This window comes from Negadavirga shengliensis, assembly GCF_042652345.1.
In the GTDB taxonomy this organism is placed as follows: Bacteria; Bacteroidota; Bacteroidia; order Cytophagales; family Cyclobacteriaceae; genus Negadavirga; species Negadavirga shengliensis.
Genome location: NZ_JBHSJJ010000013.1, coordinates 125372 through 151862, shown reverse-complemented (window position 1 = coordinate 151862; position 26491 = coordinate 125372). Strand labels below are relative to the sequence as shown.

The window sequence follows — 26491 nt, the reverse complement described above, 5'->3', positions numbered from 1 at the left end:
TTTATTTTAGCGGTTGCTCAGCAATGCACTGAGCGTCTTTTGGATACCGGGGAGATATGATGCCCCAAAAAGATTCAGGTGTACCAATAAAGGGTAAAGGTTATAGACGTCTATTCGCTCTCTGAACCCTGGCTCCAATGGGAAGTGGTGCTGGTATGCCTCATAAAATTTTCTGTCGAAGCCGCCAAACAACCGGGAGAAAGCGAGGTCTACTTCCCTGTGCCCAAAGTAAACCGCAGGGTCTATCAAAGCCGGAGTCCCTTTGTCATTGACCAGGATATTTCCCGACCACAAATCCCCGTGTAACAAAGCAGGTTTTTCCTTTGGAAAAAAACCCTTCAACAAAGGATAGATTCTTCGGAATTCTTTCATAAAATCCTTTGAGATCAAACCTTCATAAAAGGCGCGTTGTAACATGGGTTCCAGTCTCTTGTTGACAAAAAAGTTTTCCCAGGTGTTTTCCTGCTCATTTATCTGGGGTAAAATGGCAATGTAATTATCGGAGTCCAGCCCGAATTTTTGTCCTACAACCATATGCAGCTCCGCGATACCCTCTCCCAGCTTTTGCCAATAATCCGGCAAGGGTGTCCTGCTGGCGATCCATTCCATCAGCAGATAATTGGTGTCCCCTATCCGGCCGTGAATAAACGTCTCTGGCACATGTAATGAAGTGTGCCTTCTGAGCCAATCCAGACCTTCGGCTTCTTTTTCAAAAATATTCCTGTTTTGACGGTGATTGGTTTTTAATAAATATTCGCCTTTGCCTGTTTTCAGAAACACGGCTTGATTTACACTTCCTGCGGTGATAAGATTAAAATCGAGAACAGGGACTGGGGTTCCGAAAAATTGGAACAAAACAGCATCATAAAAAGACTCAGGGTTTTCCATTCCAGGGTTGTTCCTGTTCCATTTTTTGAAGAAAACCTTCCAGGGCATCATCCAGGATGCGATAAACCTGCTCAAATCCATCAATTCCCCCGTAATAAGGATCCGGGACATCCTTAAAGTCAGGCGCCGCTTGGAAATCTCTCATGAAATAAAGGTTGCGGGGTTTTATCCTGACCTTATCAGACAGCTTGAGGATATTCGCCATGTTGGATTCATCCATGGCAATGACATAATCAAAATCTCTGAAATCACTCCTCTGGAGTTGTCTGCCGCGATGGTTCATTTGGATGCCATATCTCGTTGCACAATCGATGGTCCTGTCGTCGGGAAGCTCGCCGATATGAAAATCAGAAGTGCCACAGCTGTCACAGCTTATTTTATCCTCATAACCCCTAAGTTTAATCTTGTGGTTGAGTATCGCTTCTGCCAACGGTGATCTGCAGATATTGCCTAAACACACAAATAATACTTTAATCATCGAAAATGCATTTAAAAGAGAGCTGAGCGTTTATGATTGTAAATATTTTTGTTTTATAGCAAGCCCAATTTAAAAAAATCGTTGGACTATACATATGAATTGACAAAAATATTACATACCTTTGCGCACTTATTCTCAAACAGGAATAATTCCTATCAAAAAATGGATACTGCTGAAATCAAAAAAAGGATCGTGCAAGGGGGGATGAAGTTTACCCATCAGCGGATGGTGATCTATGGGGCATTGAGCTTATCAGAGGATCATCCTACAGCAGAGCGGGTGCATGAGAAGATCAAATCAGCCAACCCTTCCATATCTTTGGGAACTGTATACAAGACCCTTGACAGCTTTGTGAATGCAGGCATTTTGCAAAAATTCACGGATGACACAGGCATTATGCGGTTTGACCCTGTCCTTGAAACCCATAGTCATCTGTACTGTAATGACAGCAAAGAATTCCGGGACTTCAAAAATCCGCTATTGGAAAAACTTTTAAAAAGTTTCTTTGAAGAGAACGAAATTGAGGGTTTTGAAGTTGAAGAAGTATCGTTGGTAATTAAAGGAAAAACAAAATAATTTTCTTAAAACCTAAATAAATTAATTTAAAACCATAAAAATCTGATTTATGTCACTAGTTGGAAAAAAAGCACCTTTATTCAATGCACCTGCTGTAATCGACGGAGAAGAGATCGTTGAAAATTTCTCTTTGGAGCAGTATATCGGGAATAAAGACGTTATTTTCTTTTTTTATCCTAAGGACTTTACTTTCGTATGTCCTACCGAAATCCTGGCTTTTCAGGAAAAACTTGAAGAATTCGAAAAAAGAGGCGTGGCGGTAGTAGGCGCGTCCTGTGATACAGAAGAATCGCACCTGGCTTGGTTAAGCACAGCTAAGGAGCAGGGTGGCATTGCAGGTGTCACTTATCCTATCGTAGCGGATCCCGCTAAGACCATTGCCCACAACTTCGGTATTCTCGCAGGAGACTGGAATTACAATGAGGAGGGCGAATTGACTTATGAAGGACTTCCAGTGGCTTACAGGGCTACTTTCCTCATCGACAAGGAAGGAAAAGTAAGGCACGAAACGGTCAATGACCTTCCTTTGGGAAGAAATATAGATGAAATGCTCAGGCTGATTGATGCCCTGAGACATGTGGAGAAATACGGGGAAGTTTGTCCGGCCAACTGGGAAGAAGGTAAAGAAGCGATGAGCGCTACCAGGGAAGGTGTAGCTTCTTACCTGTCCAAACACTAATCCGGTTTCAGAAGCCGTCTTAAAAATAAAAAGCCCCTGGATTCTCCGGGGGCTTTTGCATTTTCGTTCTTGTTGAATCTTATCTGATCCGCCTCATCCAGGCATTAAGATTTTCTCCATTTGATGGTGCAGCCTATGGCCTTGGTTCTGTTTTCAGAAACCGGCTGGCCTTTCATCACTTCTTCCATGGCCTCTTCCACATATTTTTTGGTTACTGCTGAAGCGTCCTGATAGTTGTTGTCAATTGCTCCGACATATTTTACGATATATTCATTCCCTTCTTTTTCTAACAGATACACATGGGGGGTGTTGGTGGCGCCGTATTTTTTTACGACTTCCTGGGTTTCATCATAGACATAGGCGAAGGGAAAAGCTTTTGCTTTGGCTCTTTCTTTCATTCTTTCAAAACTGTCTCCCGGACTGCTGTTGTCGTCATTGGGATTAATGGCAATAACCGGATATCCCATCGGCGCATATTTATTATGCAAGGCTATCATGCGGTCTTCATAGGCCACCACATAGGGACAGGTGTTGCAGGAAAATATCACCAAAAAACCCTTGGCATCCCCGTGGTCGGCGAGAGACACCCAGGATCCATCTACATTTTTTAATTTAAAGTCGCTGGCCTTATCGCCGACCTCGTAGCCGCCCTGGGCCATTACACTGCCTGCCAGGAAAATGGCAATAATGCTGAATAATCCTACGATCAAGTTTTTCATGGTTCATTATTATTTAAGTTGGTCAATGAGTTCTTCTAGTTCATCTTTGTCAAGCTCTCCTTCATGAAAAAACCTGGAGCCGTCCGGTTTAAGAAAAAGGGTAGCCGGAATGGCCCCGGACCAGGTCTCGTTTACTTTGTCTATCCAACTGTTGAAATCCACTTCATCTAAAAGGTAAACCGGGGCTTGGATGCTTTTCTTTTCTATAAAAGCAGTTACCCTTTCAGGCTTCCTTCCATCATCCATGGAAATAAAAATCACCTCCACCTCCGGATCTGAGGCATTGATCTTTTCAAAAGCCGGCATCTCCTTGACACATGGCGCACACCAGGTTGCCCAGAAGTTAAAAATCCGCAATTTGTCTGACGGCTGTTTTGTTATGCCTTCAAATTCCTCAAAGGAAATAACCTGTAACTCCCGCATCACCGGCGTATGGGATTGATTATCCGAAAACAACATGAAGAAGATCAGAAGAAAGTTTATAAACATTATAGGTCAAGCTTATAATTCTTGTTGAAAGGATGAAAAGGTAAGGGATACACCCTTATTTTAACTACTTAATAATGTACGGATTACGCATGATCAGGTTTACATGCCCGGGAGAAATCCCCTGGAAAAATCATTCGGGGCCAATCCCGGCCCGGAATGAATTAGAATTTATTGCCCTAAAACTGAATTGATAAAATAGACACTTTGGGGGATCTGGCTTACTGATCTGGAGGATTCATCCTCTATAATAAGGTATTCGGTTCCATTTTTTTTAGCCTCTTTTATGATACCTGCCACATCAATATCGCCTGTACCAAGCACCACATTGGTTTCTACATCACCGGTTCCGTCAGAACTTCCCGGGGTTCCTTTTTTGCGGTCTTTAAGATGCAGGAGAGGAAACTTATCCCGGTATTTTCGCATGATGGCCAAGGGGTCCCCTCCTCCCATCTGTACCCAAAAAACATCCATCTCAAAATCAAAGTTTTCGGCGTTGTCCAGCATGTAGTCAAACAAGGTGCCCTTCCCATAGGGTTTGAACTCATATCCGTGGGGATGGTAACAATAGGTCAATCCTGCATCTTTTACCATTTTACCTGCTTTGTTAAAAACCTCAACAGCTTCTTTGGCCTCCCTTTCACTGAAATTGCCCGATGGGTGAGGTATCCAAAAAGTGACGATATATTTGGCCCCAAAGGCCTTTGCCTTATCTATCGCCGCCTGTGGGTTGTCCCTCATTTCCTCATATGACCCTCCCACACTTATCATCTGCAAGCCGTTCTTTTCCAAAAGCTCAAGGTATTCCTCCATGGACATACCATAGGTTCCGCCTCCTTCTATGTATTTGATCCCCCATTGGTCTATAATCTCATGGTACTTTTCCACATCGGTTTTCATTTGTTCTCTGAGACTGTACAACTGCAGACCGATTTCCTGACCATAGCCAGACAGACTTTGGATAAGCAGGATGGCGATGGCCAATATTCTATATAAGCGAAAATTTAAAACCATTGTATTTTTGGGTTTGATAAGTTATGGATAGCAAAAGATAAATAAAACAGCGCAATAATGAAAACAGGCACTCAACAAACATGCCTCCGGTTTAGGCTGCCGCAGCTCGGGTGCTTTGATTTTCGGCAAAAAACAAACTTTACCCGAAAACGGCTGAAAAATGCCGGGCTGTTCGGGTCAAACGGATAAAAGTTGGGAAGAATGATGTTGGGTCCATTAATCCCGAAGCAAATTCCCCGAAACCAGTTCGGGGCAGGCTGGGGCAGGTCTGCACCGGTTTGCACGGATTTTTTGCCCTTGAAAATTTCTAAAATATAATAAATAACCACTTTTAAGAGGCTCGTTGGATGTTTTTCAAATCCTTCCTGTCAATCCATGAACCAATTAAATCGGGAATTATTGCTTGATCCGGCTTTTTAAGAAATGAGATATCAATGGCCATCATACTGTCGCCCCCCCGGAATTGATCAGGCTTTCACACTTAAAGCCAAATTGTCATTGGAACAGGCTTATTTATCTTCCCGAAACCTGTCGAGAACATATAAAAAAATATTAAAGGAAAGGGTCGACATTTCCTCATTCTTTATCTGTTTTTCCCTGTTTTGGGAATATTCGGGCTTTTGCTCTTTTTCTTCATTCGGAATATTCCTGTCACGGTTCAACGGAGAATAATCGGAAGCACTTTCCTCGGAGGCAACTGCCTGTGTGGGAGAAGTTGTGTCTTTATACGAATGTTCAGATTTTATTTCACCAGGTAACACCAAATCCCCTTCACTTTGGGCCTTGAGTTCAGTTGAATATAAAAAACAAAATAAAATCCCCAAAAAGCTGAAGACTGAGCCCGTTTTCAAAATTTTATATGGAAAAGACATGGTGCGTTACATTAACCCTATTAGGTAAAGCTATTTTTTAAACGATTGTTTTCAAATATACAAAATTTATAGCCTTTGTGCAAACGATTGATCAATATGATAATCTAAATTTTCTTTGATGGCACGGCCGCAATTTGGCGATGGGTAAGATGTCCTAACTCCGGCTATTTCCATTAACTTTACCTCTGACAAAGCAAAGATACAGTCTAGATCAACATGATGGATAAACTCAACCTGCGGACTTTTGCAGAGGGATATCCCGGAAAACTGATAGAACAGGATCCCGGGATTTCTTTTACCCAAGTAGCTATCGATTCCAGAAAAATATTTTCCGGCGGGGACACCTTGTTTATCGGCCTTAAGGGGAATCGTCTAAACGGCCGGCAATTTTCCGACGAGGCTCATCTTGCCGGCACAAGAAATTTCCTTTTATCCCAAGAAACACCCGATACAAACTGGTCGGAAAAGTTGCCGGGTGCCAATATTTTTTTAGTGGAAAATCCGCTGGATGCGTTGCAGCAGCTGGCCATATGGAACAGGAATCAAATCCGCTACCCTATAGTGGGTATTACCGGCAGTAATGGAAAAACCATCATCAAGGAATGGTTGGGCCAGATACTGTCCCATCAGTACCGTGTCGGAAAAAGTCCCAAAAGCTACAACAGTCAAATAGGGGTCCCCCTTTCGGCCCTATCTCTGGAAAGCTACCATCAGATAGGCATCCTGGAGGCGGGGATTTCCGAAAAAGGCGAGATGGAGAAGCTGAACAGAATAATCAGGCCTGAGTTGGGGATATTCACCAACCTGGGCACTGCTCACGACGAAAATTTTACAAATGCCGAAGAAAAGCTTATAGAAAAGTGCAAGTTGTTTTCCGGGAGCAGGTATATCATTTACAGAAAAGACCAGAAGGCCGTAGCGGACTATCTGGAAAAAAACAGGGAGCGGGACAAGTTGATAAGCTGGTCGGAGGTTCCGGGATCGGACTACACGCTTTCCGTAAAAAATGACGATGCCGGCAGTAGGATTGTCCTCATTAAGCCTGACCTGGACATGTTTACCTTTTATACCGCTTTCCGGGACAGCGCTTCTCTGGAAAACCTCCGGCATGTCATCGTGGCCTGCCTGACGTTGGGGATGAAACCCCATGCCATACAAAAAGGCATTGCCACATTGCGTAACATAGATATGCGGCTGACTTTGAAGCCAGGCATAAATCGATGCAATATCATAGACGACACTTATAACAATGATCTCGCGGGATTGGAAATAGCGCTTGAGTTCATGGGGCTTCAAAGGCAAAGTGGAAGAAAGATCCTTATCTTATCGGATATGGTACAGGCCGGCAATGAAGAGCGCATTTATCAGAAAGCCGGAAAATTAGTGGGCCACTACGGCATAGACTTTTTCATAGGTGTGGGTGAACGGATCAAAGCCTTCGGGGAGTACTTTGGTGAAAAAGCTTATTTCTTCAGGGACACCTCCCACCTGCTGGAAAATCTCCAGGACTTCAAGCTGGAGGAAGACCTGATCCTCATAAAAGGCGCCAGAAAATTCTATTTTGAAGAAATTGTAAAAAAGCTCGAGGAGAAATTTCACGGCACCGTATTGGAGATCAACCTGAATGCCATCTCCCATAACTTCAATTTTTATAAACAGCGGCTGGCGTCTGGAACAAAGGTCATGGTGATGGTCAAGGCTTTCGCTTATGGAGGGGGATCGGCAGAAATCGCCAACCACCTGCAGAGCCTTGGGGCCGATTACCTTGCCGTGGCCTATGCGGATGAAGGGGTTTATTTAAGGCAAAAAGGGATCAGACTCCCCATTATGGTGATGAATACAGATGTGAACACCTTCCATCTGCTTGACGAATACCGGCTTGAACCTGTGATTTACAGCATTAGGATATTTAATGAACTTATCCACTATGTGAAAAATCATTCCTTGTTCCCATCAGTGCACCTGGAGTTGGAGACCGGCATGAGGCGTTTAGGAATAGACAGGGATGCGTTACAAGAGCTGGCATCTTTGATCCATGACTATCCGGAGCTGAAAGTTGCAAGCCTGTATACCCACCTTGCCGGTGCAGATGAAGCGGTCCATGATAAATTCACCCAGAAGCAGCTGCAACAATTTTCCGACATGTGCGATAAAATAATTGCCTTCTTGGGCTACACTCCCTTACGGCATGTGCTGAACTCTGCCGGCATCATCAGGTATCCTGAATATGCCTTTGATATGGTCAGATTGGGGATAGGTGTATATGGCGTGGAAGTCAGCGGCCGGGAACAATCTTCATTGCAGCAAGTATTTTCCTTGAAGACGGTGGTTTCGCAGATAAAAGAGCTGGAGAAAGGAGACAGTATAGGCTATGGCAGAAAGGGCATGATGACAGAAAAGGGCCGAACAGCCACCATCGCCATCGGCTATGCCGACGGGTTTGACAGGAGATTCAGCAATGGAAGGGGCTATGTGTTGATCCGGGGCCAAAGAGCTCCTGTAATCGGAAATGTATGCATGGACATGACGATGGTAGATATAAGCGGAATAGATGCAAAAGAAGGTGATACGGTCATCGTTTATGGGGAAAACATACCCATATACCAACTTGCCGAAAACATCGGAACGATTCCTTATGAATTGTTGACCAATATCGGTGAACGGGTAAAAAGACTATATTACCTGGACTAAGTTTTCCCCTTGTGTTTTATAAAGCAATGAAAATCATGTGTTGACTCCCTTTCATTGATAATTATTTTGTTTATTTGTTACTTTACCGTCACCACTATTTTATCCGACATGCAAAAAATCCCTTTTTACAGGATTTCTGAGTTCCATTTTCTGATAAGGATCTTTTTACCTTCTCTGTTTCTTATTTCCTGCGAAGATACCCTCCTTGAAGAAGTGCTTATCTATTCAAATGATTTTTCTCAATTGGACTTGGCCAACTTCCAGAAAGGCAGGTTATATGAATACAATGATGATACGGTACTGGGGTTCTTTCACAATGAAGAAATTCAGCTTACCATTCCCAATTTACCTTCCCATAATGCCGTAAAAGTTGTCATCGATTTGCTTGTGCATGACAGCTGGGATGGTAATCCGGATAATGTAGGGGGACCGGATTTCTGGTACATGCACCTGGACGGTGCGGAAATAATCAGAACTACCTTTTCCAACACGCCGTGTGGGTCCAATTATTGCTTGTACCAGTCTTATCCTGAAAACTATCCCCGGTTTTTTGAACCGAAGACAGACGCCATAGCAACTGATCTCCCGGGACGTTGCCAATATGCAGGAGTTCCCGGGTGGACCGTCAAATACAGGATCACCAGGATCATCTCGCATAAAGCATCTTCCCTGGAGATTATCTGTGGAGATGAATTAAAACAGGAAAATGCCTATAGTCCGCCTTGTGACGAGAGCTGGTCCATAGCTAAAATAGAAGTAAGTACCATGACCTTAAAGTGAGCCCTAAGATATGCCAACCATTCCTACCCAGATCACCTTTAAGTTTTTGATTTTTTGGGGCATTGCAATGTTGCCTTTGATAAGCCATTCACAAAGCTTATCATTGAATCTACCGGTTTTTGAGGATTACATGCGGAGGCAACAACTGCTCGGTAACCTGGATTCTGCCAGCAGTTTTATGATCAGACCTTTGTATCCCACACAGGCTTTTGATACCAAGGGAGTAGATATCAACGAAACTTTCATGGATGAGGGGACTTCCAGGTTCAATTTTGTCCTGCCAGACAAAAAAGGCGGGGTGGCGGTATTGCCGGTAATGTTGAGGGGACAATACAATTCCGATTATGCTTTCGGCATCAACAACGGGCCGATGATTCCCAATTCCGGGATGCAATACCTCTTTAGCGCAGGTGTTTATTTCGAATACGGGCCTCTGTCCGTCCAGTTTCAGCCGGAGTTCCTGCATGCGGGAAACAGGGATTATCAAGGTTTTCCGGTGGAGCATGATGGCAGCACCTGGATCCAGTATTATGAATGGTTAAACACCTCAGACATTCCGGAACGGTTCGGGGAAAGCTCCTACACCCGTTTATTGCCGGGGCAATCCAGTATCCGGTTCAACATCAATGAATTCTCCGTCGGTATTTCTACCGAAAACCTCTGGTGGGGTCCCGGAAGGCGCGCCTCATTGCTGATGAGCAACCACGCTCCCGGATTTCTCCACGCCACCTTCAACACCCGAGAACCGCTTCAAACAAAAATCGGGGCATTCGAAACCCAATTGATAGCGGGAAGGCTGGAGTCATCAGGGTTTTTGCCGCCACAATCAGATTATGTCTATAGAAACACGCCCTTATATGTTCCCAAAAGAGAAGACTGGCGGTACCTATCGGGTTTTGTCATCACTTACCAGCCCAAATGGGTCTCGGGACTGTTTTTAGGTTTCAGCAGTGTTTCTCAGATGTACCGCAGTGACATGGAAAGCTTCAGTGATTATCTTCCCGTCTTTAATGGCGGAAAGGGGCCGGAAAGCATCACCAGGCCTGATGTCAACAAGAGAAACCAGCTCAGCGCAGGTTATTTCAGGTGGATGGATCCCAGCGGCCATTTTGAATTCTACGGTGAATATGGTTCCAATGGCAATAGCAGGACACTCTACGACTTTTTAGTCAATCCCGACAAAAACCGGGCTTTTACCTTAGGGTTCTCCAATTTGATTCCTATGAAACGTGCAGAGGAATACCTGCAGGTAGGTATGGAGATGACCCAAACAGGTCAGACCGTGAGGGACGTCATTTTGGAGAAAAACAGCTGGTATACCCATCCTTATGTGCGGCACGGCTATACCCACCGCGGACAGGTGTTGGGATTTGGGTATGGGCCCGGCAGCAATGTCATCTCTGCTGATGCGGCATGGGTAAAGGGATTCAACAAGATCGGGATCCAGTTGGAATACATCAACCACAACAATGATTTCTACTACAAAAGATTTGAGGACATCAAGGACTGGCGCAGAAAATATGTGGATATAGTACCTGGTATTCTGGCGGAATGGCAGTTTGAAGGCCTGTTGGTAGGTGCCTCTTTCCAGTACGTCAACACGCTGAATTATAAATGGTACCTGGAAAACCATCCCCGACGGTACTTTGTAGCCGGTTTGGACAGGAAGAACCTGGTTGGGAAAGTAGGAGTCAGTTACCTGTTCAAATAGGATGGTTACCTTGTACTTTGTTACTTGAGGCCTCTATCCATTCGCATGATTGTATCCAGAATCGTAGTTACTGCCTGATAATAAAATTCTTGATCTATATTCTCAAAAGTATCTGACGGCTTGTGGTAATCTTTGTGGTCATCCACGCCAAAGTAGATAAACGGTACTCCTTTTTCATGAAATGCCGCATGGTCAGAAGCATTGGTCCAGTCTTTTCCGCCTCCTCCGTCATTTCCCGGGACCAGTTCTATTTTGGACCGCCTGGCCACATCCTCGATAAAAGGCTTCAATTGCGGATAATGTCTGGTTCCCACCGCATACAGCCGTCGCATGTCGCTGCGGCCTATCATGTCCATATTAAAGACTACGCTGATTTGGTCCAGAGGAAACGGAAAGTCCCTTGCCAGTGCCCGGGCTCCCAAAAGCCCCATTTCTTCTGCATCGGTAGCGGCAAAGAGCATGGAATGTTCAGGTCTGTTTTCTGCAAAATAGGCCGCAAAAGACAATAGCGCCGCTGCTCCCGAAGCATTGTCATCCGCTCCATGGAATATCAGGTCTTCTTTGGTTCCTAGGTGGTCATAATGCGCCATAACCAAAATAATCCTTGAAGATTCGCTTCCCGGAACAAAACCGATAATGTTTACCCCCTTCCGGTCCCGGGCCTTATCTTTGTCGGAAAGCCGGAATTTTTGGCTGTGATCGGGGAACTGGCTGGACAGTCCAAGGCTTTTGAACCTCTCCTTGATGTAATCTTGGGCCATCCGGCTTCCCTCACTCATCGGTGCCCTTCCCCGGAGTTTTTCAGAAGAAAGAAATTCCAGATCCTCCAGTAAAACTGACCGGTCTACCTTTTGGGCCTGCAGCACAAAAGGAACTGCCAAAAAAAGAAATAAAATGACTTTTCTTATCGTTTTCATATCAAAATTATTTGGCCAGCGTTACGTATATTCGTGAAAATACTAAACTTTAGCATTAGGAATAAGGTTTGTCTATGAAATATATTTCGGCACTTTGGCTGTTTGTCCTCTTTTTTTCTCAAAGTTTCTGCCAAAATAGCCCAGTCGAAGGATTCCTCAATGGTAAATCCGCTGTTTTGATTTCCGCATCTGCGGCTGCACAACCGGCCCTTACCTGGCAAGAGCTTGCTGAGGAGCTTCATATGAGTCTGGTGGAAGCCGGGGGTGATCCTGTGGCCTATTACGAACTTGAAGACATCGTCTTATCGGAAGTCATCCAGACTGCTTATGCCAACGCTTTCAACAAACGGCTCATCGCCAATATTGTCGTGGTTACCAGAAAAGATGATGGATCCTTTCATCTCCACCTTTTTCCCTTCAGCAAAGACAGCAAGATTGTCCAACAGGGTGAAAACTGGTCAACTTCTTCAAAAGAACTTGATGCTTTTAAAGAAAACATTGCTTCCATTGGTGCGAACAAAAGATCTGAAAATTACCTGGCCATAGAAGTACCGGAATACCCGGAGCTCCCCGGGGGTCAAGCCGATGCGGCTGCCTCGGGTTTTATCCGAAGGGCTCCCCTCAACCTGGATGTGTTTAAACTGGGGGTTATGCTGACTGGGGCTTCGGGGGATTCGGGATACCTGACCACTTTTCGTCATGATTTATTGGGCAAATCCCTCGAGCAGATCGAATCGGAACAGCGGGCAGAGAGAGCGGGTATGGAGGATGTCTTCTCCGGGATTTATCCCTTCGAAGTCCAGTTTATTACGGTGCCCAAATCCAATCAGGAACTTATTCAGGACAGGGTCCAATTTTTGTTAATGCGCCTTGAGGGGAGGGAAGGGGATTTAATGGAAAATATGGGGGTACCCATTGGGGATGAGGTGGACCGAAACCGGATCGTAGTGAAGTATTATATCCGGTTCCTCGTAAGAAATGAATTGTATATAGGGGAGAAATGGGATGCAGACCCTGATTGGAGAAAAGCGCTAGAGGCATTTTTAAAACAGATCAGCGCCCGGCAATAAGGAACCACCCTATTCCGGGTTAATCAGTAGGAAAAATCACGGTCATTTGAACCGCAAGGACAACAAAAAAGGGTACGCCATAAGGCATACCCCCACACTTCGTTTGGGTAGTAATTTAAGTGATTTAATTTAGGGTGATAAACAACTTTTCTACCTTTCCAAAGTGTGACTATTTGTCAATAGAACCGGTCACTCTTTTCATAAACGAATTCATGGCCTCTTTCTTGTCCATTCCCCCTTTGACCATCTGATTTACTTCAAGCGTTCCATAAAGATTGGAAAGCAATTCACCGATTACATCCAATTCCTCGTCTTTTAAGGAGCTGATTTCCGACATGGATTCCAAAAGTTCAATGGTTTCCACCACCCAGTCTTCATCGTTTTCCTCAATAAAACCCAATACATGTTTAATTATCGGCAACCTCATGGATCAGTTCTTTTAGTGCTTCTTCTTTATTGGTTTGTATTTGGCTGACCAAGATTCCACGCTTAAATGTTGCAAACGTAGGCAGGTTGTTGACCTGGGCAAGCTTTCTTGATTCAGGCAACTTTTCCGCATCCACATATATAAACTTGATTTGATCAAAGTCGTTGCTGAGGCGCTTCAATTTGGGTTTCATAATCCGGCAGTTACCGCACCAGGTTGCTCCGTACTGAACCAACACCAGTTCGTTTTCTTCAACGACCTGTTTCAAATTATCTTGTTCTAATTCCTGTAGCATAGCTAATTGGTTTTTGATTTGAAGGCACAAAGATATCATCTATGAAGTAAAAAACCCAATTGATAATATCTATATGCTATAGGCAGAATTTAATACAAATGTTTGTTTAAAAAAGGAATCAACGCAAGCATGACGGCCTGTTCGTAATATTCCTTTCTATTGATAACGCCGTTGGTTAAAATTCCCACGGCACCGCTTTCATGTTTGGAATTGTTTCTATTAAACACTTTGTCATCTGCCTCACCGAGTTCCAGGCCTTCTTTTACCAGTTTGTTGATCGCATCTGGAAGAAAGAAGGTGCTGGTTTTTGCCTTGCCTATGGCATTGTTTGTATCCATGACGACAATCCAGGCAAAAGCCACCAACTGCTCCCCCACTTCGTCCACGCCTCCTTCTATTCCAACCCAATAATCTGCTTCCGGAAAAGCTTTTTTGGATTCAAATGCGCGGTTGTAGGCGCCGGTATAGGTTTCCACATCACCCACGGGCTGGGAGCTGACTTTAGGGTCAACACTCAATCCCTGAATAATAAAATAATCCTCAAACAGTGTCTGAAATGCACTTTCCGTACATTTTACTTTAATAGGGTTTTTGCTTCCTACAATAACAAGCTTTTGTCTTTTCTGTTCCTGTAGATTCTTTCTTTTCGGAAATGCCATCTGTTTATTAAAAGGTGTCTGGCTTATGCCATGTTGTGATAGATATGGTTGACATCGTCGTCTTCTTCGATGCGCTCTATCATTTTGTTGATTTCTTCTTCCTGGTCTGCAGTCAATTCTGTGGTGGACATAGGAAACCGCTGGATTTCTGCGCTTATTAAATCAATTCCTTTATTCTCCAACGCACTTTGCATGTTTCCAAAATCCTCAAATGCAGTGTACACAAAAATCTCCCCTTCGTTTTCATCTATATCTTCCAAGCCATAATCGATTAATTCGAATTCCAGTTCTTCCATGTCCCAGTCTCCCTTCGCAAACCGAAAAACGGCTTTTCTTTCGAACATGAAGCTTACTGATCCGGATGTGCCGAGTGATCCACCTGCTTTTGTGAAATAATGTCTTATATTGGCCACAGTCCTGTTGATATTGTCTGTGGCCGTTTCCACAATTACAGCCACGCCGTGAGGACCATACCCTTCGTACACTACTTCCTCATAATCCTTCTCATCCTTGTTGCTGGCACGGGCTATGGCCGCCTCTATCCTGTCCTTGGGCATGGCTGCACCTTTAGCGTTCTGGATGACCGTTCTCAATTTGGTATTGTTTGCGGGATCAGGGCCGCCAGCTTTTACGGCCATGACTATTTCTTTGCCCAAGCGCGTAAATACCTTGGACATTTTACTCCATCTTTTGAATTTTCTTTCTTTTCTAAATTCAAATGCTCTTCCCATATGCTATTGGTTTCTGGAGTGTAAAAATAATTATTTTTTTCATTAGGACTAACATCAAACCAAAACAAGTGGCCCTCAGCACAAAATACTGTTTTAGTCTCTTCAAACTCAAACCGAAAACCTTTAATTTCGTTATGACACTTAGACTCCACCGTTAAAGTTTTATGGACTTTTATCCCGACCAACCCATTCCCAACATTCCTTCTACCTCATACCAAAGGATTGTGGTGATAGGAGCAGGCTTTGCGGGCCTCAAACTGGCCCGAAGCCTTCGCAATGCCCGCTACCATGTCATTCTATTGGATAAAAACAACTACCATCAGTTCCAGCCGTTGTTTTATCAAGTGGCTACGGCGGGTCTGGAGCCCAGCGCCATTTCATTTCCGCTCAGAAAGATTTTTCACAATACCCCGAATGTCACTTTCCGGATGGTGGAAGCCAAAAAAATTGACCAGGAAAAAAACAGACTGTATACCAACATAGGTTATATAGATTATGATTACCTGGTGCTGGCCATGGGTGCCGATACCAATTACTTTGGGATGAAAAACATCATGGAAAACAGTGTGCCGATGAAGTCCGTGTCTGAAGCGCTTTTTATACGGAACAAAATTATTTCCAATTACGAAAGAGCCATCAACATCGCGGACGAAGCGCAACGTAAAGCCATGATGAACGTGGTCATTGTGGGTGGAGGGCCAACGGGTGTTGAACTGGCCGGCGCCATGGCTGAGCTGCGAAACCGCGTTTTCCCCAAGGACTATCCCCAGCTGAATTTCAAAAACATGAAGGTGGTATTGGTTGAAGCCGGCAAAAACCTGCTTGCCGGCATGTCGTCCGTATCCAGCAGGAAAGCACAAAAGTACCTGGAGTCTCTGGGGGTGGAGGTGATGCTGGAGACCGCGGTGCAGGATTACGACGGCCTTAATGTAACCATCAACGGAAAAACCGCCCTCCAAACGCAAACCCTGCTGTGGGCAGCAGGTATCCGGCCCAATGGTATAGAAGGGTTGATCGAAAACCAAAAAATCAGAAACGGGAGGCTTCCGGTGGATGAGTTCAATAGGCTCACCTCGTCTGCCCATATTTTTGCTTTAGGGGATTTATGTATTCAGGTGTCCCCGGACTATCCGCATGGCCATCCCCAGGTGGCACAAGTAGCCCTGCAACAGGCAAAAAATCTGGCGGAGAACTTTAAACGCCAGCTTAAGGGAAAACCTTTCAAAGCATTTCAATACAAAGATTTGGGATCTATGGCCACCATCGGCCGAAAACTGGCCGTGGTAGAACTTCCTTTTGTCAAGTTCCAGGGCATATTGGCTTGGTTCACCTGGCTATTTGTGCACCTCATGGCCATATTGGGGGTCAAAAACAGGATTTTCATTTTCTTGGACTGGGCCTGGAATTACCTTTCCTTCGACCCTTCTCTGCGTTTGCTCATCAGACCCACCTATGTAAAGCCGAAAGACAGGGAAAAGCTGGTGGAGGAAAAGCATGGCGGGTGATGGCCATGCACGATGGATCATCTCTTCTGTTAAAGACTACCTTCCAAGACTATTGATAAAATCTTTTTGGTAGCCCGACTGGACCTTTTCAATTTTCCCTTCTTCATCGATCAGGTAAAAAGTAGGGTACCCATTCACCCTATAGGATTCTCCGACCGCCTTGGCTTCAGCTATTACCGGAAAGGGGACGTGGAATTTTTCCACATATTTTTCAACCTGGGCTTTTGAATCTACAGGATTGATATACAATACATTGATATTTTCGGAAAGCTGGAAATCTTCTCTGTTAAAATGATCAAGAGCGGTTTTGCACCAGCCACAGTTGATGATCGAGAAATTCAACAGCACCTTCTGTCCTTTAAAAGAGGACAGATTGACCGGCTTGCCGCTCATATCCGTGGTTTCAAAACCAGGCGCGTTGGTTCCTTCCGTGAGAGGTCTGATTTTTTCTTTTTTTCCTGCTATTTGAGTTACATAACCTTCAGGCAACGCATAGGCAAAATCTTTGGTATCTTTTCTCAGTTCGTAATCTGTAAAATAATAGGTAATGAATTGGGATTTTTCTCCATCAACAAAAGCCCGGCGTTCATATTGTTCCAATAATAAACTCCTGGGATTAATGAAAATGTGATTTTCGACATAGATGTTCTTGCCGTCAAAAACGGTATCGGTTTCCACCAAGAAATAATTATAGCGTTTGGAATTACCGGTGGTATCGGGTTTAAATTTCCAGGCTGTTTGTTTCAAAAAAGAAATTGGAGAAAAGGTTATAAACATACTCTCTTCGATAAGCCTTTTGTTCTTTTCAATGTCTTCTTCGGAGTAGACTGTCACGATACTGTCTTCATGGGTAATGATTTTAAAATCATTGTTGATATAGGTGATATCAACAATATCCCTTAAGCCAATGTAATCGTAGTCAAAGTAGATATTTTTGTTTTTCTGAAACTTGGTTACCCCGGCGATGGTGTCTATTTCACTGATCATATTAGGCCAAAGTGCCGTGTGGGCGTAAGAGATATAAGCGTGTTGTTCCAAATGATTTTTAGCCCTTTCCAAAAGCTTTTCGGGGTCCGGCTGGCAGGAGGCAACGAACATAACGATGAGGGGAAGGAAATAAACAAGTCTTACCATTGCGACGGTATTTTAAGGTTTCGTTATGGTGATGGGGAAAGTATGCAAAAAGTTTTAAAAAAGGAAGATTATTTTTATTTTTCCTCCAAAAACCGGAGATTTCTCTTCAACCCCTCCCATTTGGTTCGCTTCACGGCTGATTTCTGAAAAACCTTGGCAAAAGTCTCCTGGGTCATTTCTTCCCACTCCATGTCCTTCAGTTCAGGATGAGGTTCAAATAAGGGTTCATTATGGGGCTTGGCAAAACGGTTCCAGGGACATACGTCCTGGCAGATATCACAACCAAATGCCCAATTCTCCATTTTTCCCTTGAACTCATCAGGGATTTCTTCTTTCAGTTCGATGGTAAGGTAAGAGATACACCGGGAGGCATCCACCACTTCCGGTTGGATGATGGCCTCTGTGGGGCAGGCATCCATACAGCGGGTACAGGTGCCACAATAGTCTTTTGCCATAGGCGTATCCGCCTGCAAATCCACATCCAGGATCAGCTCCGCAAGGAAAAAGAAGCTGCCCATGTGCTTGTTGAGCAAAAGGCTGTTTTTTCCTGTCCAGCCCAACCCGGCCTTTTGAGCCCACTGTCTTTCCATCACCGGCGCACTGTCCACAAAGGCCCTTCCCGCTATCTCACCTATTTCTTCGCGGAGAATTTCCAAAAAGGTCTTAAGCTTGTCTTTGATGACAAAGTGATAATCTTTGCCGTAGGCATATTTTGCCAGCTTGATGTCGGAGCCATTTTCAGGCAGTTTTTCACCGGGATAATAATTGTATATAAGGCTTACTACCGATTTGGCTCCGTCTACGAGTTTGGTGGGATCCAACCTTTTGTCAAAATGGTTGGCCATATAGGCCATTTTGCCATGGTAGTTGCTGTTAAGCCATGCTTCAAGACGGGGTGCCTCTTCTTCCAGAAATTCCGCTTTGGTAATACCGCAAAAATCAAAACCGAGTGCTTTGGCGGTTTTTTTAACGATATGTGCGTGTTTCCCCTTGCTATCCATAGGCTTGCGCTATTAGGCAGGCGATTTGTTTTCCGGACTATATACCGAACAAACTACCTGTATGGCCGCCAAAATCAGGCTTTATATTCAGATGCTTGTAGGCCAGCTCCGTTGCGGTGCGGCCCCTGTTTGTCCGCTTCAGGTAACCTTCCTTTATCAAAAAGGGCTCATACACTTCCTCTATGGTTTCGGCTTCCTCTCCACAGGCAGTGGCAATGGTCGAAATACCTACCGGACCGCCCTTGAATTTCTGGATAATGGTAAGCAGAATCCGGTTATCCATTTCATCCAGGCCGTTTTCATCCACATCTAAGGCATTCAGGGCCATCTTTGCGATTTCCAAAGTAATGCAGCCATCCCCCTTGACCTCCGCAAAGTCCCTCGTTCTTCGGAGCAGCGTGTTGGCTATCCGAGGCGTGCCCCTGCTTCTTCTGGCGATTTCAAACGCAGCCTGTTCTTCAATGGGTGTGCCCAGAATGCCTGCTGAGCGGTTGACGATGCTGCACAGCAGTTCAGCATCGTAATATTCCAGCCTGGCATTGATCCCAAAGCGGGCTCTAAGAGGAGAAGTCAGGAGGCCGGAACGGGTAGTGGCCCCTATAAGGGTGAAGGGATTGAGGGTGATCTGTACAGAGCGGGCATTGGGGCCCGAATCCAACATGATGTCTATCCTGAAATCCTCCATGGCAGAATACAGGTATTCTTCCACGATGGGATTGAGTCTGTGGATTTCGTCTATAAACAGCACATCCCCCTCTTCAAGGTTGGTGAGCAGTCCAGCCAGGTCTGAGGGCTTGTCCAGCACGGGTCCGGAAGTAATTTTGATGCTGGATTCGAGTTCATTGGCGATAATATGGCTGAGTGTGGTCTTGCCCAGTCCGGGAGGGCCGTGCAGCAGTACATGGTCCAGGGAATCCCCACGCTTTTTTGCGGCCAACACAAAAATTTTAATGTTCTCCACCACTTTCTTCTGGCCGGTGAAGTCCTCAAAGCTCAAAGGCCGCAGCGCCTTTTCTATTTCCCTGTCATTGGCATTCAGGTGCTCTTTATCTCCACTCAAATAGTCTTCTCTCATAACGGCTTGGGTACGGATTACAAATATAGAAAAATCATTTTACCTATTGTTTTCAAATGCCATTGGTCTTGACTGTATGGTTCCCAACGGCAACCGGATATTGCCGAAATATTCTTAGGTTTTAAAAAATTAAATTTAACTTTCGGAAAATTTATCAACCTGTCCTTTTATGCGCAAAAATGCCAGAAAAAATATCATTTACAGCATCATATTGTTGCTGTTGGTTTTTTTGGTTTACCTGTATCGCCAGTACAAACAATCCCCTATTGTCCAGGAAAAGGATCCAAAGATGGTTCTTTCCGGGCCAACCATGGGCACGACTTACCGAATCGTATATTTGGACTGGGAAAGGAGGGATTTTAAAAAAGAAATTGATTCTTTGCTCAACGTTTTCAACCAATCGTTATCCACCTATATTCCGGATTCTGAACTCAGCAGATTCAACAGGTCAGACTCCGTGATTTTCCGTTTGCCCTATTTCTATCCCGTACTCGAAAAGAGCAAAGAAGTCTATGAAAACACTTCCGGGGCTTTTGATCCTACCGTGGGGCCGTTGGTCAATGTATGGGGATTTGGTCCGGAGGGAGCTTCCATGAAAGACAGCCTCCATATCAACCAGCTCTTGGATCGGGTGGGTTTTGAAAAGATAGTATTTGATGAGACAGGGGTAAAAAAGACCTATCCCGAAGTATACCTTGATTTCAGCGCCATAGCCAAGGGCTACGGGGTAGATGTGGTGGCCGACTGGTTATCGGATAATGGAATTGATAATTTCCTGGTGGAAATAGGCGGAGAACTGGTGGGTAGGGGTACCAACGAAAGCGGGGAACTCTGGCGGGTTGGGGTAACCCGGCCGGACGAAGAAGGGCTTGCCAATGACCTCTACAGTATCATCGCTTTGGACAACAGGGGCATGGCTACTTCGGGGAATTACCGGAATTTTTACGAAGTAGACGGACAAAAATTTTCACATACCATAAGTCCGTTTACAGGATACCCTGTAAGACACGGGCTGCTGAGTGCCACGGTGGTGGCTGAAAACTCCATGACCGCCGATGCCTACGCCACCGCGCTGATGGTATTGGGAACAGACGCATCCATAGCCCTGCAAAAAGATACCGGCGATTTTGAAATGCTGCTGATTTATAATGATGAGGAAGGGAACATGAAATCTTATGTAAGCGAAGGGCTCAAACCTTACCTTTCTGTGGCGAAAGAAGATAAATAATTTAAACACAGATCCTTTTATGGACCAAAAATAAAATATGCTTCATTTTATACTGCTTTTTTTGGCTGCATTTGGTGCCGGTTTATTGGCCTTGCTCATTCCCCAATGGAAAGAAAAAGACTTCAAACTGGCATTGATTTTTGCAGGTTCCTATCTTTTTTCCATTACCATCCTGCATATATTTCCAGAGCTCTTTGCCGACAAAGAATCCGCCTATTTTATGGGCCTTTACATACTCTTGGGCTTTCTGTTGCAACAAGTGCTGGATTTCATGTCTTCAGGTATAGAGCACGGTCATATCCACCAGCATTCCAGCCATGGCATTGGCAACAGCGTCTGGACATTGATGATTGGGCTGTTTCTGCATGCATTCTTGGAAGGCACCTTGCTTTCCAAACAGCCCATGCTCTCCGGCCATCATCATGGAAGCGAGACACTCCTTATAGGGATCATCCTTCATAAAATGCCTGAAGCCTTTGCTTTGGTGGCAGTAATGATGACCCGGTTAAGTAAATTCAACACCCTGCTTTTACTGCTGCTTTTTTCATTGGCTTCCCCGCTGGGGATGCTTTCCACGGACATTCTGTACAAACAGCAGCTTATAGGCCAGCAGACCATAAACATGTTATTTGGATTGGTGGCTGGAGGTTTTTTGCATATTTCCACCATTATATTCTTTGAAAGCAGCCCTCAGCACCGTTTTCAGCTTCATAAACTGATCATCATCATTTTTGCAGCGGCTTTGGCCATACTATCAGAATATATCATCTAGGTCTGCGGTGGTTCCATCAAAGACACCCGCTTCGGCAGTCGCCGGGTATCCCTGATTTACCGCGCTATTTCAGGAAAAACGACATACTCAAGCATTTTTTACTGATACTTCCAAAAATTCTCAATATTTTCAGGTTCTTTTAGCCTGATGGGTAAAACGACCGGTAAATACGGTAAGCTCACCGGGAAAGAAAAGTGATCTTGAATACAACAGAATTTCCAGACTATATCAACCTATTCTATGGAGCAACAAAAGCAACGCATGAAAGATTACTGGAGAAAAAACATAAAGACCGTTTTGATCCTTTTATCCATCTGGTTTGTCGTGTCCTTTGGCTTTGGCATTTTATTGGCCGAACCGCTCAACAGCATCAAGTTGGGAGGATTTAAACTCGGTTTCTGGTTTGCCCAGCAAGGATCCATCTTTACTTTTGTGATCTTGATTTTTGTTTATGTGTACCGGATGAACCAGCTTGACGAGGAGTTTGATGTCAATGAAAAGTAACCCAAAACCACTTTAAAACAAAAACATGGATATATTAACCTGGACTTATATTCTGGTAGGACTCTCTTTTGCCATCTATATCGGTATCGCGATTTATACCCGGGCAGCTTCCACCAAGGAATTTTATACTGCCGGAGGGGGGGTATCTCCCTTGGCAAATGGGATGGCCACCGCGGCAGACTGGATGTCGGCGGCTTCTTTCATTTCAATGGCCGGCATCATCGCCTTTTCGGGATACGACGGTTCTGTTTATCTCATGGGCTGGACCGGAGGCTATGTTTTACTCGCCTTGTTGCTGGCCCCTTATCTTAGAAAGTTCGGAAAATTCACCGTCCCCGATTTCGTAGGCGACAGGTATTATAGCAATAAGGCCCGGGTAGTGGCTGTTTTTTGCGCTTTGTTTATTTCCTTTACCTATGTAGCCGGACAAATGCGCGGTGTGGGCATTGTCTTTTCACGCTATCTGGAAGTGGATATCAATACCGGGGTAATTATAGGAATGGCCATTGTTTTCTTTTATGCCGTATTGGGAGGGATGAAGGGCATCACTTATACCCAAGTGGCCCAGTACTGCGTGTTGATTTTCGCCTTTATGGTACCTGCGATCTTTGTTTCCATTCAACTCACCGGCAACCCTGTCCCCCAATTGGGACTAGGGGGAACCGTGGAAGGCGGAGGCCACCACCTTTTGGATAAACTGGATGGAATATTAGGAGATTTGGGATTTCACGAGTATACATCAGGGAGAAAACCCATGATCGATATCTTCGCCATTACCCTGGCGCTGATGGTAGGTACGGCCGGGCTTCCCCATGTGATAGTCAGGTTCTTTACCGTTCCAAGAGTCAAAGACGCCAGGTTGTCGGCGGGGTTTGCGCTGGTGTTTATCGCCATCCTGTACACTACTGCTCCGGCGGTGGCCGCTTTTGGAATATACAATGCTATCCATACGGTGGCAGGACAGCCTGTCGATCAGTTGCCTCAGTGGGTGGAAAACTGGAAGAAAACGAATCTTATTGCCATTGATGACATAGATGGAGACGGGTATGTGCAGTATACCCCCTATACAGACACCAATGAACTGCATATCGACAAAGACATCATGGTATTGGCTGCCCCGGAGATTGCCCGGCTGCCCAACTGGGTGGTGGGTTTGGTAGCAGCCGGGGGGATGGCAGCAGCCCTTTCTACAGCCGCCGGACTCCTATTGGTCATTTCCACAGCCGTATCCCGGGATCTTTTCAGAACTTTTGTGCCGGGCATGACGGAAAAGATGGAACTTATCATAGCCAGAATAGCGGCGGCGACGGCAGTGATCATTGCAGGTTATTTTGGTATCAATCCGCCTGGGTTTGTGGCGGAAGTGGTGGCGTTTGCTTTTGGGCTGGCTGCCGCCTCTTTCTTTCCGGTAATCATCATGGGTATTTTCTCTACCCGGATGAATAAGGAAGGTGCCATCGCGGGGATGATCAGCGGGCTTGTTTTCACCATGGCTTATATTATCTATTTCAAATTTATAAGCCCGGAATATAATCACGTGGACCACTGGTGGTTAGGGATTTCCCCAGAAGGCATTGGCACACTGGGCATGCTTCTTAACTTTGGGGTATGTTATGCGGTATCCAAAATGACACCTCCGCCCCCGCAGAAAGTACAGGACATGATACAGGAAATCAGGATTCCCCGGGGAGCAGGCACTGCCCATCATCATTAAGCTGACGCTAGGGCCCGGTGCTGATAAACCCCATCTAACCCAAACCGCGAAAAACAATGGGCTTGGATACACCATCTAATATAAACGGAAAAGTCAGACGCCTCTACCCGGGCGAGGCCATACCTTATGATTTGCTGCTCCTTGCAGATGAGACCGAAGCGGCTATAAACCGCTATATTTACGATTCGGATGTATATGTATATGAGGCACAAAATGAAATTATAGCAATTTACGTGCTCCAGGTAACGGGCAGCGACGAAATAGAAATCAAAAATATTGCTGTGGAGAAAAGACATCAGAACCTGAGTATAGGCAAATTACTGTTGAGGGATGCTGAAATCAAAGCAAAGGAAAAAGGCTTTGGGTCGATCATTATCGGGACAGGGGATGCATCAATTAAACAATTGTATATCTATCAAAAAGCCGGTTTTGAGGTGTTTGACATAAAAAAAAATTTCTACATAGACAATTACCCCGAACCGATTTTTGAAAATGGTATTCAGTTGAAACATATGTTGGTCTTAAAAAAGAAAATAAGATAGTAAACCGGGCTTGTACAATCTGCATAAAATAACCGGGTTTATCTCAGAATTCATTTAATTTTATAAATAAGATAAAAACCTAAAATAGATCGTATTATGAGTGATAGGATTCATACCCTCAGCGGTTATTTTCACGAATACCAAAAAAGCGTCACAGAGCCCGAAAAATTTTGGGCGCGGATAGCGGACTCCTTTCATTGGAAAAAACGTTGGGATAAAGTTTTGGAATGGGATTTTGAAGGGCCGAATGTAAAATGGTTTTTGAACGCCAAACTGAACATAACAGAAAATATTTTAGAACGGCATCTTTATACTTTAGGAGATAAGCCGGCTATCATTTGGGAACCCAACGACCCCGAAGAAGAAGGCAGAACCTTAACTTACAGACAGCTCTATCACGAAGTATGTAGATTTTCAAATGTATTGGAGAAAAAGGATGTGAAAAAGGGAGACAAGGTCATCATTTACATGCCCATGGTTCCCGAAGCAGCCATAGCCATGCTTGCCTGCGCACGTATCGGGGCTGTTCATTCTGTGGTCTTTGCCGGTTTTTCCAGTAACGCCCTCGCAGACCGGATCGATGACAGTAAGGCCAAGGTTGTTTTGACTTCAGATGGTAATTTCCGGGGATCGAAAACCATTCCGGTGAAAAGGGTAGTGGATGAGGCTTTAAAAAGCACTTCATCGGTGGAAACGGTGATTGTGTATCAACGGACCCAGGAGGAAGTCAGCATGGAACCCGGAAGGGATCATTGGTGGCACGAATTGTCAGAAGGTGTCGAAGATACCCACACTGCTGTGGAAACGGATAGTGAAGATATGCTGTATATCCTCTATACATCAGGTTCAACAGGCAAACCAAAAGGGGTGGTCCACACCTGTGGGGGGTATATGGTTTATACCAAATACACATTTGAAAATGTATTCCAGTATTCGCCGGGGGATGTGTACTGGTGTACAGCTGATATAGGTTGGGTCACCGGCCATTCTTACATTGTCTACGGACCGCTGCTGGCGGGAGCCACTTCCATCATGTTTGAGGGAATACCTACCTATCCTGATGCAGGAAGGTTTTGGGCGATTGTGGATAAATACAAAGTCAACCAGTTTTATACAGCGCCGACTGCCATCCGGGCCCTGCAGGCATATGGCACAGATCCTATCGAGCCTTATAACCTGGATTCACTCAAAACGTTGGGTTCAGTGGGAGAGCCTATCAATGAAGAAGCCTGGCATTGGTACCATACCCATGTGGGCAAAACACGGTGCCCTATTGTAGATACCTGGTGGCAGACAGAAACCGGGGGCATTATGGTGTCTCCCCTGGCGGGCATCACCCCTACCAAACCGGCCTATGCGACACTTCCCTTGCCAGGCATTCAATTGGCCATCATGGATCCTGACGGGAAGGAACTTATTGGAAATTCGGTGGAAGGCAACCTGTGTATAAAATTCCCTTGGCCGGGTATGCTCAGAACAACCTACGGTGATCACGAACGATGTAAACAGACCTACTTCGCCGCCTATAAAGGGATGTACTTTACCGGCGACGGGGTGAAACGGGACCATGACGGCTACTATAGGATTCTCGGCAGGGTAGATGACGTGATCAATGTATCCGGTCACAGGATGGGTACCGCAGAAGTGGAAAATGCCATCAACGAACATCCTTTGGTAATAGAGTCGGCCGTTGTAGGCTATCCTCACCAGGTCAAAGGACAGGGGATTTATGCCTATGTCATCTGTGATATGAAAAACAGGACAGAACAGAACCTGGTCAACGAAATCAAGGATACGGTCAACAAGATCATTGGTCCTATCGCCAAGCCGGACAAGATCCAGATCGTCCCCGGCCTTCCAAAAACACGGTCCGGAAAAATCATGAGGAGGATACTCAGAAAGGTAGCAGAAGGTAGTCTGGACAATATGGGCGACACATCCACGCTATTGGATCCTGAAGTGGTGGATAAAATCATCAATGGAAGGGTAGAATAAACAACCCCTGCCCTTGATGGGGACGGCT

Annotated in this window: 27 protein-coding genes; 13 read left to right on the top strand and 14 right to left on the bottom strand. The window is 45.0% G+C overall.

Going from position 1 to position 26491, the window contains the following annotated elements; all coding sequences use genetic code 11:
- Positions 1-6: 6 nt before the first annotated feature.
- Together ACFPFU_RS19455 and ACFPFU_RS19450 are read right to left on the bottom strand one after the other, a co-directional pair.
- On the bottom strand, positions 7-888 hold the full coding sequence (locus ACFPFU_RS19455; protein WP_377067206.1) for a fructosamine kinase family protein: 882 nt from the start codon (positions 886-888) through the stop codon (positions 7-9).
- Positions 875-1366: a low molecular weight protein-tyrosine-phosphatase gene (locus ACFPFU_RS19450; RefSeq protein ID WP_377067204.1), complete on the bottom strand. Its 492-nt coding sequence runs from the start codon at positions 1364-1366 to the stop codon at positions 875-877. Before ACFPFU_RS19450 ends, ACFPFU_RS19455 begins: the two co-directional genes overlap by 14 nt.
- A gap of 162 nt (positions 1367-1528) precedes the next feature.
- Here ACFPFU_RS19450 and ACFPFU_RS19445 point away from each other — a divergent pair, with 162 nt between their 5' ends.
- Complete coding sequence (locus ACFPFU_RS19445) at positions 1529-1942, top strand: Fur family transcriptional regulator (RefSeq protein WP_377067202.1); 414 nt, start codon at positions 1529-1531, stop codon at positions 1940-1942.
- Positions 1943-1991: 49 nt separating this feature from the next.
- Complete coding sequence (locus ACFPFU_RS19440) at positions 1992-2621, top strand: peroxiredoxin (RefSeq protein WP_377067200.1); 630 nt, start codon at positions 1992-1994, stop codon at positions 2619-2621.
- A gap of 104 nt (positions 2622-2725) precedes the next feature.
- Here ACFPFU_RS19440 and ACFPFU_RS19435 read toward each other — a convergent pair whose 3' ends face one another.
- The 4 genes from ACFPFU_RS19435 to ACFPFU_RS19420 form a co-directional block, all read right to left on the bottom strand.
- Positions 2726-3340, bottom strand: coding sequence for a thioredoxin family protein (locus ACFPFU_RS19435; RefSeq protein WP_377067198.1), 615 nt, complete (start codon positions 3338-3340; stop codon positions 2726-2728).
- Positions 3341-3349: 9 nt separating this feature from the next.
- On the bottom strand, positions 3350-3829 hold the full coding sequence (locus ACFPFU_RS19430) for a TlpA family protein disulfide reductase (protein WP_377067196.1): 480 nt from the start codon (positions 3827-3829) through the stop codon (positions 3350-3352).
- A gap of 168 nt (positions 3830-3997) precedes the next feature.
- A complete protein-coding gene (locus ACFPFU_RS19425) occupies positions 3998-4840 on the bottom strand; it encodes a sugar phosphate isomerase/epimerase family protein (protein WP_377067194.1) in 843 nt (280 codons plus the stop codon).
- A gap of 509 nt (positions 4841-5349) precedes the next feature.
- On the bottom strand, positions 5350-5691 hold the full coding sequence (locus ACFPFU_RS19420) for a hypothetical protein (RefSeq protein ID WP_377067192.1): 342 nt from the start codon (positions 5689-5691) through the stop codon (positions 5350-5352).
- A 237-nt stretch (positions 5692-5928) separates the two neighbouring features.
- Here ACFPFU_RS19420 and ACFPFU_RS19415 point away from each other — a divergent pair, with 237 nt between their 5' ends.
- From ACFPFU_RS19415 to ACFPFU_RS19405, 3 genes are all read left to right on the top strand, one after another.
- Complete coding sequence (locus tag ACFPFU_RS19415; RefSeq protein ID WP_377067190.1) at positions 5929-8403, top strand: bifunctional UDP-N-acetylmuramoyl-tripeptide:D-alanyl-D-alanine ligase/alanine racemase; 2475 nt, start codon at positions 5929-5931, stop codon at positions 8401-8403.
- A gap of 108 nt (positions 8404-8511) precedes the next feature.
- On the top strand, positions 8512-9183 hold the full coding sequence (locus ACFPFU_RS19410; RefSeq protein ID WP_377067188.1) for a hypothetical protein: 672 nt from the start codon (positions 8512-8514) through the stop codon (positions 9181-9183).
- A 10-nt stretch (positions 9184-9193) separates the two neighbouring features.
- Positions 9194-10894 carry a capsule assembly Wzi family protein gene (locus ACFPFU_RS19405; RefSeq protein ID WP_377067186.1) on the top strand — a complete coding sequence of 567 codons (1701 nt, stop codon included), beginning with the start codon at positions 9194-9196 and terminating at the stop codon, positions 10892-10894.
- A gap of 20 nt (positions 10895-10914) precedes the next feature.
- Here ACFPFU_RS19405 and ACFPFU_RS19400 read toward each other — a convergent pair whose 3' ends face one another.
- Complete coding sequence (locus tag ACFPFU_RS19400) at positions 10915-11811, bottom strand: M28 family peptidase (protein WP_377067184.1); 897 nt, start codon at positions 11809-11811, stop codon at positions 10915-10917.
- Between the two features lie 74 nt (positions 11812-11885).
- On the opposite strand from ACFPFU_RS19400, the gene ACFPFU_RS19395 reads away from it, so the two are divergent.
- On the top strand, positions 11886-12881 hold the full coding sequence (locus tag ACFPFU_RS19395) for an NTPase (protein ID WP_377067182.1): 996 nt from the start codon (positions 11886-11888) through the stop codon (positions 12879-12881).
- 169 nt (positions 12882-13050) lie between these two features.
- Here the strand turns inward: ACFPFU_RS19395 and ACFPFU_RS19390 are convergent, their stop codons facing one another.
- The 4 genes from ACFPFU_RS19390 to ACFPFU_RS19375 all read right to left on the bottom strand — a co-directional run bounded on the left by ACFPFU_RS19390 (position 13051) and on the right by ACFPFU_RS19375 (position 14993).
- Positions 13051-13308 carry a DUF6952 family protein gene (locus ACFPFU_RS19390; protein ID WP_377067180.1) on the bottom strand — a complete coding sequence of 86 codons (258 nt, stop codon included), beginning with the start codon at positions 13306-13308 and terminating at the stop codon, positions 13051-13053.
- Complete coding sequence (locus tag ACFPFU_RS19385; RefSeq protein WP_377067178.1) at positions 13289-13603, bottom strand: thioredoxin family protein; 315 nt, start codon at positions 13601-13603, stop codon at positions 13289-13291. The genes ACFPFU_RS19390 and ACFPFU_RS19385 overlap by 20 nt, the downstream gene beginning before the upstream one ends.
- Before the next feature lie 89 nt (positions 13604-13692).
- Complete coding sequence (yjjX, locus tag ACFPFU_RS19380; RefSeq protein ID WP_377067176.1) at positions 13693-14262, bottom strand: inosine/xanthosine triphosphatase; 570 nt, start codon at positions 14260-14262, stop codon at positions 13693-13695.
- Between the two features lie 23 nt (positions 14263-14285).
- A complete protein-coding gene (locus ACFPFU_RS19375) occupies positions 14286-14993 on the bottom strand; it encodes a YebC/PmpR family DNA-binding transcriptional regulator (protein WP_377067174.1) in 708 nt (235 codons plus the stop codon).
- Positions 14994-15157: 164 nt separating this feature from the next.
- Between ACFPFU_RS19375 and ACFPFU_RS19370 the strand changes: the two genes are divergently transcribed.
- On the top strand, positions 15158-16498 hold the full coding sequence (locus ACFPFU_RS19370) for an NAD(P)/FAD-dependent oxidoreductase (protein WP_377067172.1): 1341 nt from the start codon (positions 15158-15160) through the stop codon (positions 16496-16498).
- A gap of 36 nt (positions 16499-16534) precedes the next feature.
- Here ACFPFU_RS19370 and ACFPFU_RS19365 read toward each other — a convergent pair whose 3' ends face one another.
- The 3 genes from ACFPFU_RS19365 to ruvB form a co-directional block, all read right to left on the bottom strand.
- The gene (locus tag ACFPFU_RS19365) at positions 16535-17632 is read right to left on the bottom strand and encodes a peroxiredoxin family protein (protein ID WP_377067170.1); all 1098 of its coding nucleotides are present in this window, start codon (positions 17630-17632) and stop codon (positions 16535-16537) included.
- 74 nt (positions 17633-17706) lie between these two features.
- Complete coding sequence (gene queG, locus ACFPFU_RS19360) at positions 17707-18633, bottom strand: tRNA epoxyqueuosine(34) reductase QueG (protein WP_377067168.1); 927 nt, start codon at positions 18631-18633, stop codon at positions 17707-17709.
- Between the two features lie 37 nt (positions 18634-18670).
- Complete coding sequence (gene ruvB / locus ACFPFU_RS19355) at positions 18671-19708, bottom strand: Holliday junction branch migration DNA helicase RuvB (protein ID WP_377067166.1); 1038 nt, start codon at positions 19706-19708, stop codon at positions 18671-18673.
- A gap of 169 nt (positions 19709-19877) precedes the next feature.
- On the opposite strand from ruvB, the gene ACFPFU_RS19350 reads away from it, so the two are divergent.
- The 6 genes from ACFPFU_RS19350 to acs all read left to right on the top strand — a co-directional run bounded on the left by ACFPFU_RS19350 (position 19878) and on the right by acs (position 26463).
- Complete coding sequence (locus ACFPFU_RS19350) at positions 19878-20936, top strand: FAD:protein FMN transferase (protein ID WP_377067164.1); 1059 nt, start codon at positions 19878-19880, stop codon at positions 20934-20936.
- Between the two features lie 37 nt (positions 20937-20973).
- Positions 20974-21708 (top strand): ZIP family metal transporter, encoded by a 735-nt coding sequence (locus tag ACFPFU_RS19345; RefSeq protein WP_377067162.1) that lies wholly within the window; start codon positions 20974-20976, stop codon positions 21706-21708.
- Between the two features lie 240 nt (positions 21709-21948).
- On the top strand, positions 21949-22212 hold the full coding sequence (locus ACFPFU_RS19340) for a DUF4212 domain-containing protein (protein ID WP_377067160.1): 264 nt from the start codon (positions 21949-21951) through the stop codon (positions 22210-22212).
- A gap of 25 nt (positions 22213-22237) precedes the next feature.
- The gene (locus ACFPFU_RS19335; RefSeq protein ID WP_377067158.1) at positions 22238-23926 is read left to right on the top strand and encodes a sodium:solute symporter family protein; all 1689 of its coding nucleotides are present in this window, start codon (positions 22238-22240) and stop codon (positions 23924-23926) included.
- Positions 23927-23988: 62 nt separating this feature from the next.
- Positions 23989-24468, top strand: coding sequence for a GNAT family N-acetyltransferase (locus tag ACFPFU_RS19330; RefSeq protein WP_377067156.1), 480 nt, complete (start codon positions 23989-23991; stop codon positions 24466-24468).
- A 96-nt stretch (positions 24469-24564) separates the two neighbouring features.
- Positions 24565-26463 (top strand): acetate--CoA ligase, encoded by a 1899-nt coding sequence (gene acs, locus ACFPFU_RS19325; protein WP_377067154.1) that lies wholly within the window; start codon positions 24565-24567, stop codon positions 26461-26463.
- The last annotated feature ends 28 nt before the right edge of the window (positions 26464-26491 follow it).